This window comes from Lactobacillus sp. UMNPBX17 (assembly GCF_002553735.1).
Classification (GTDB): domain Bacteria; phylum Bacillota; class Bacilli; order Lactobacillales; family Lactobacillaceae; genus Lactobacillus; species Lactobacillus gallinarum.
The window spans coordinates 1-6,823 of the sequence record NZ_PCYT01000072.1 but is presented as its reverse complement, the minus strand read 5'-3'; the positions used below and the strand labels follow the sequence as shown (position 1 = coordinate 6,823).

The 6,823-nt window shown below is 38.5% G+C and carries 5 protein-coding genes; 1 reads left to right on the top strand and 4 read right to left on the bottom strand.

The genetic code is table 11. The annotated features are described in order from the left end of the window. Positions 1 to 272: 272 nt before the first annotated feature. On the top strand, positions 273 to 2,918 hold the full coding sequence (locus CP368_RS08855) for a calcium-translocating P-type ATPase, PMCA-type (protein WP_098044352.1): 2,646 nt from the start codon (positions 273 to 275) through the stop codon (positions 2,916 to 2,918). 161 nt (positions 2,919 to 3,079) lie between these two features. Here CP368_RS08855 and CP368_RS10610 read toward each other — a convergent pair whose 3' ends face one another. The 4 genes from CP368_RS10610 to CP368_RS08830 all read right to left on the bottom strand — a co-directional run bounded on the left by CP368_RS10610 (position 3,080) and on the right by CP368_RS08830 (position 6,556). Further along, positions 3,080 to 3,217: a hypothetical protein gene (locus tag CP368_RS10610; protein ID WP_087236253.1), complete on the bottom strand. Its 138-nt coding sequence runs from the start codon at positions 3,215 to 3,217 to the stop codon at positions 3,080 to 3,082. An 89-nt stretch (positions 3,218 to 3,306) separates the two neighbouring features. Beyond that, complete coding sequence (locus CP368_RS08840) at positions 3,307 to 4,311, bottom strand: asparaginase (RefSeq protein WP_098044350.1); 1,005 nt, start codon at positions 4,309 to 4,311, stop codon at positions 3,307 to 3,309. Between the two features lie 11 nt (positions 4,312 to 4,322). Then, positions 4,323 to 5,096, bottom strand: coding sequence for a MurR/RpiR family transcriptional regulator (locus CP368_RS08835; RefSeq protein ID WP_025006020.1), 774 nt, complete (start codon positions 5,094 to 5,096; stop codon positions 4,323 to 4,325). Positions 5,097 to 5,218: 122 nt separating this feature from the next. After that, on the bottom strand, positions 5,219 to 6,556 hold the full coding sequence (locus tag CP368_RS08830; protein ID WP_098037209.1) for a 6-phospho-alpha-glucosidase: 1,338 nt from the start codon (positions 6,554 to 6,556) through the stop codon (positions 5,219 to 5,221). Positions 6,557 to 6,823 lie beyond the last annotated feature (267 nt).

Here is a 6,823-nt window from a genome sequence, read left to right as displayed (position 1 = left end):
TCCCGAAAGGCATCCTAAATCTCACAGCCGTTTACACAAGTTTTTATACTGAACCTTTTTCTTTACTAATGATAACCAAAAAATAATATTTATCGCTTATTGACATCGCGTCACTTCGCTGATATTATTTCTTATAACGATTTATATATTGAGAGGCGCCAATGACGCTGCCAATACACAAATGAAAACTGAAGAAGTTTCTCAAATGGGGAATGGCTTTGTTAAAGGCCATTCTCTATTTTATTTTTGACGAAAGGAGTGATATGTCCTTTATGGATAATCACATACAAAAGCCTTGGGCTGTTACTCAGTCTGAGGTACTAACAGAGACAAATACATCAGAAGCTGGCTTAAGCGATGACGCAGTTCGAATACGTCAAAAAGATGGTTTAAACGAACTTGCTGCTAAGCCTCCTAAAACCACCTTGCAAATGATCAAAGAGCAAATCATTGATCCAATGATCATGATTCTAATCGGCGCAGCCTTCTTTTCAGCTCTTTTTCATGAATATACTGAAGCGATCATCATTGCTATGATCGTGGTCATCAATACTATTATTGGTATTGTGCAGGAAAAGAAAGCTCAATCATCCTTAGCTGCTTTGCGGGATATGAGTGCTCCCATGGCTCATGTTATTCGCGCCGGCAAGGAGCAACTAATCCCCGCTAAAGAATTAGTAGTCGGTGATATTGTCAACTTGCACGATGGTGACATGGTTCCAGCAGACATGCGTCTTCTCGAATCCGCCAACCTAAAGATTCAGGAAGCATCCCTCACAGGTGAATCCGTACCTGTGGAAAAAGATGCAGATACTGTTTTGGCTAAAGACTGCAGTCTTGGTGACCGCATCAATATGGCTTTCAGCTCTTCAATTGTTACCTACGGACGCGGACTAGGTGTCGTGACCACTACAGGTATGAACACCGAAATGGGTGCCATTGCCGGCATACTAGAAGATCAAACTGAAATTGAAACGCCATTAAAACGTAAATTAACTAGCGTTGGTAAAGTTTTAACAATCATTGGTATTTTTGTCTGCATCTTGGTATTTATCATTGGTGCAATGTACCAAAAACCACTTTTACCCCAATTTTTAATCGCTATTTCGTTAGCAATCTCCATTATTCCTGAAGGTTTGCCTGCCACAGCTACAATTGTGATGGCCCTTGGCGTTAAGCGCATGGTAAAAAAGAATGCTTTGATTAAGAAATTACCAGCTGTGGAAACCTTGGGTAACGCTACTGTCATTTGTTCCGATAAAACCGGTACTTTAACTTTAAATAAGATGACAGTTACTAAAATAGCTGCTGGCGACTTCAATGAAATTGATGTTAAAGATATTAAACCTAATAAGGTTTACCAAGCGTTAGCCTATGCTGGTGCCCTTTGTAACGACGCCAGCTTGAAGGATAACGAGGCGATCGGTGATCCTACCGAGGTTGCTTTAATTCCCTTTGCTAAAAAATTAGGCTTCAACCAAACAGAATTAAAAAAGGCTCACCCACGTCTATTTGAACAACCATTTGATTCAGATAGAAAACGAATGACCACCTTGCATGAAATTAATGGTCAATATGTTTCCTTTACTAAGGGTGCAGTAGACGAAATGTTACCGTTATGTAATCACATCATGACTGATAATGGCGTTCGTCCAATTACGACTAATGATAAAAAACGAATCTTGAACTTGATGCAAAACATGTCTAACGAGGCATTACGCGTACTAGGCTTTGCCACAAGAGTTGTGGATAACTTGCCAAGTGAAGGAACCGATTTAGAAAATAAGTTAACTTTCATTGGTATCAGCGGTATGATCGACCCACCTCGTGAAGAAGTGGCGGAATCGGTTAAGACTTGTCGTCAGGCCGGCATTAGAACCATTATGATTACTGGTGACCACAAGATTACTGCTTTAGCTATTGCTAAAAAGCTCAATATTTACCAAAACGGTGACTTGGCTATATCTGGCATTGAACTTGATCAAATGTCTGACGACGAACTTGATCAAGCGGTTAAAAAGACGACTGTCTTTGCCCGCGTTTCACCTACCGATAAGTTAAGAATTATTCAAAGCTTGAAGCGTAACGGTGAAGTAACGGCAATGACTGGTGATGGTGTTAACGACTCACCTGCTTTAAAGGCTGCCGATATCGGTATAGCCATGGGTGTTACCGGTACCGATGTAGCCAAAGACGTGGCTGATATGGTACTTTTAGATGACAGTTTTACTACTATTGCTTACGCAATCAAAGAAGGTCGTCGCGTTTACCGTAACATTCAAAAAGTAATCCAATTCTTGTTAGTTGGTAATATTGCTGAAATTACTACTTTGTTTGTTGCGACATTATTTAACTGGGATACACCATTATTAGCTGTGCATATCCTGTGGGTAAACTTAGCCACTGCTACTCTACCTGCTCTTGCTTTAGGCGTTGACCCTGCAAACAAAAACATTATGAAACATAAGCCCGTAAATCCAGGTACTCTTTTTGAAAAAGATCTTGTGTGGCGCGTGATTACTCAGGGAATCTTCGTTGCGCTGATGACTTTAATTGCTTACTTCATTGGTGCAAGCATTGATAATCCAATCACTGGTCAAACAATGGCCTTCAGCGTATTGGCTTTATCACAAATGTTGAGAGCCTTTAACCAGCACTCTAACACCGATCCTATCTGGAAGAGAGCTACCGGTATGAATATGTGGTTGGTAATTTCATTCATTGTTTCCGCATTTTTCATGGGCTTGATCCTATTTGTTCCAACTTTACGAAAAGTATTCTACATTACTAATCTTTCAGCTGGTCAATGGTTAGTTGTCATCGCCTTATCCTTGCTTTCAATTGTACAAGTTGAAATTTTCAAAGGATTTAAGAAGCTAAGAACTAATTCAAACAAAAACCAATTAATTGAAGAATAAAAATAAAGGATCCTCATGTAGGATCCTTTTTTCATACACTTAATTTAATTCTTCAATATCTTTAAGTAAGCTGTCTTGCTCCGGCGTTAAACGCTCATGTTCTTTACGCAGCTTTAAGACTTGTTTACAAGTATGCAAGATTGGCTTAGTCTTTTCATAGTTTACTTTTTAACGATTGCACTAGAAAATGTTTGCGCATTAGACTCAATCAGCTGATTTGAATTATTAGCAAAAAGAGATACCCCAATTCCTAATGCCGCTAAAGTAAGCCAGACTTTTTCTAATAGTTTACTTTTCATATATGTGCACTCCTTTTGGCTATATTATACAAAAAGTATCGATCTATTAGTATTGTCTGCGCTTACATTTAACTAAATTGTAACATTCTTTAGTTAGTCTTAAGAGTTACTTCCCCGGCCACATCTGTATTAAAGAAATCTGCCACTTCATGGACGTTCATGTCCTGGCCTAGTGCCCACATCAACTTGGTAATGGCACTCTCAGAAGTCATGTCGCACGCACTGATCGCACCTTCTAGCAAGGCTTCGCGTCCTACTTCATACTTAGTTAGGTCACTACGTTCATATAAACATTGGCTGCTGGCAATTACAGGGATGCCCTGTCTGATCAACTTACCAATTGCGGCCACCATGTTACGGCGAATAAAGTTCATTCCACCTAAGCCATAGGCTTCAATAACAATTCCTTGGCAGCCACTATCTACCATCGCAAAAAGTAAATCAGGATCAAAGCCTGGGAATAATTTAACTAAAGAAACATTAGAGTCAATCTTGGTATTCAAGCAAGTTTCACCCGTTTTTTTCTTGGGTGTGTAATCAGGATTGAAGACCAAGCCATCTGAAGAAACGGTTGCAACAGGCGGAACGTTAACACTTTCAAAAGCATCAAAGTTAGTCGTTCTAACCTTAACGGCTCTGCAGCCCAACATAATTTTATTATGGAAGGCTAAATAAATATCAGGTGGACAAGTAGCTGCTGCCGCAAAAGCTAAACGCAAATTATCGTGGGCGTCACTTAAGACAACATTGATAGGTACCTGGCTTCCAGTCAAAACCACTGGAATATTAATATTCTTCAACATAAATGCTAACATTGAAGCAGTATAAGCCATTGTATCGGTACCGTGTGAAACCACGATTCCATCATAGTCATTACGATATTTATAAACATTTTCCGCAATAAATTTCCATTCTTCTGGTTGAATATTAGAAGAGTCGAGCTGCAAAATATCGTGAACGTCGATATCATACGGTAATTTACCCAGCATTTTAATCAATTCTTCGCCAGTTTCTTTAGGTACTAACCCTGCATTAGATGCAACTGATGCAATCGTCCCACCAGTTGAAAGCAATAATAACTTCTTTTTTTCCATCTTTATTTCCTCTACCTTTGCAATTTACGCCGTTTTGCATATTCATTAATGATTAGATCAATTAGAACATAGGCTGAACTGAAAGTCACGACCTTTTTACTAAACTGAAATGGCGTAGTCTTGAAAAAGAAGCTGTAATCACTAAGAGAAGCTAATTTTCCCGGCTGCCAGCTTGTTAAAGAAACTAGCTTTAACTTATTATTAATAACATCGATTTTCTTCAATTCCTCAATAATTGTCTTATTAAAACCACCAAATGAAATTACAAACAACATATCATTTTCTTTGGCAGCTTGACCCAGCATTGAAACTTCATCACGCGCACCTGGTAAAATAATCGCGTTTTTACCTATTAAGTAAAAAGAATGAGCCAAATACTCCGCAATAATCTGCTGTTGCCATCCCGTCGAATAAATATAGATAGTTCCTGCTTGATCTAAATCCGCACATAAGTTATGCAAATTCAATCCCTTAAAATATTTAAAGGTGTCATTGATTATTTTCTGCAGATTATCGTCAAATTGCAATTCTTGTGCATGCTTAGCATATTGCTCTTTTCTCGCAATCAATTCAGACAATTCAAATTTAAGTTCACTAAAACCGCTCAAGCCTAATTTTTTACTCAAACGAAAAATAGCAGATTTAGAAACATATAATTTCTGCGCTAATTCCATTAAGCTCAACTTACTAGCTTCCTTGGGATACTTGAGCAAATAACTGACTATTGCCTTATCAGTATCATTGAAGCTTTCTTTTTTCTTCATTACTACTGTTTCTAAATCCATTTCTATGTCCTTTCTGCCATAACTTTATATCAAGTTCAGAATATCATGATCAGCACAAAAAAGGTAGCTATTCAATTATAGAATAGTTACCTTTTTCTTATTTGTTATGACTTTTAAAATTGTTATTTAAGTTCTGGCCAATATGGAGCGTTAACTGGAATCATGTCATCCAAGATCTTCTTGGCTACAGATGCATCTGGAACAGTCTTGTTCAAAGCAAAGGCTTGGAGCATCTTTTGGTATGAGTGTTCTACATAAGCATCAACAACCAATTTTTCACAGGTTTGTTGTTCCATCATCAAACCTCTTTGGAAGCGGCCAGCCTTACCAGTTGCCATTGGTTGAATACCATCAGCACCAAACAATGCTGGAACTTCAACGATTGAATCTGGATCCATGTTTGAAATAGCACCATTGTTTTCGCAGTTAGCTAAGAACTTCTCGTGAGTGTTGTAGGCAATAGCGTGAATAATATCTACGATATATTCTGAGTGCAAACCTGAAATGTCCCAAATATTATTCTTAGCAGTACCTGCCTTAACGATTCTTTCACATTCACCGAAGACGATCTTTTGACGGTGTTCACGAATTTCATCAGTACGAGTGTGCTTTGGATCGGCGTTTGCTACTTCATATTGTGGGAAGTAGTAGTATTGCATGTAGTTGTTTGGCAAGGTTTCTGGATCCATCTTGTAGTCGTCAGCAACCTTCTTGAATGTTGCTTCCCATGAAGCTTCAGTATCCTTGTCGTAATCGCCGCCTACCCAGTAGCCGTGATCCTTAACGTATTCCTTAAGCTTAGGCATTAAGTCTTCGCCGGTCTTCTTGTTTCTAACTTCTTTCCACCAGCCGAAGTGGTTCAAGCCGTAGTAGTTGAAGTCAATGTCGTGCCAGCTGTCAAGACCGCAGATAGCTGCCATTCTGTCCATGTCATCAATAGGCATATCACAAATGTTGATAATTTTTGCACCTGGACGAAGACGACGGCAAGCTTCAGCAACAATCGCAATAGTGTTGGAGTAGTTGATCATCCAAGCGTTTGGTGAGTATTCTTGCATCCAGTCAATAATTTGAATGATTGCAGGAATTGAACGAAGACCGTAAGCCATACCTCCGGGTCCTGTAGTTTCTTGACCGTTTACGCCATATTTTAATGGAATCTTTTCATCTAAACTTCTCATGTGGTATTTACCAACACGAATTGAACCCATTACGAAGTCAACGTCAGTAAAGGCTTCCTTAGGATCAGTGGTGTATGAGAACTTAATTTGTGGAGCTCTTTCCTTCATGATGATCTTAACAGCTTCACCAATCTTCTTTTGACGTTCTGCATCGTTATCGTAGAACTTCAATTGTCTCATTGGGAACTTGTCTTGGCTCTTGATTAAGTCGAGTACAAATCCTGGTGTAAAAGTACTACCACCACCGGCAATAACTACTGAATATTTCTTACCATCCATAGTTCTTTATTCTCCTTTTTAGTAAGTTGATATCTTTTCGAATTGTTTAATTACCTTACGCATATATTTATAACATTTTTCTTCTAGTTTGTATTCGTTTTCATTGGCTTCAGACTTTGTTTCAGGACTTGAACCTCATTTTAGATCTCGAAATATATTTCAATCTTTACATTGCTATACCAATATAGTTTTTTCATTAAATTATATATTATATACGCGTGGTGCTAGTTAAATCGTTCTAGGCAATATGCCATGTTGTAAGCTAAT

Excerpts from the sequence above, each read along its gene's own strand:
- CP368_RS08855 (WP_098044352.1), top strand. The coding sequence starts at position 273 with ATGGATAATCACATACAAAAGCCTTGGGCTGTTACTCAGTCTGAGGTA.
- CP368_RS10610 (WP_087236253.1), bottom strand. The coding sequence starts at position 3,217 with ATGAAAAGTAAACTATTAGAAAAAGTCTGGCTTACTTTAGCGGCATTA.
- CP368_RS08840 (WP_098044350.1), bottom strand. The coding sequence starts at position 4,311 with ATGGAAAAAAAGAAGTTATTATTGCTTTCAACTGGTGGGACGATTGCA.
- CP368_RS08835 (WP_025006020.1), bottom strand. The coding sequence starts at position 5,096 with ATGGATTTAGAAACAGTAGTAATGAAGAAAAAAGAAAGCTTCAATGAT.
- CP368_RS08830 (WP_098037209.1), bottom strand. The coding sequence starts at position 6,556 with ATGGATGGTAAGAAATATTCAGTAGTTATTGCCGGTGGTGGTAGTACT.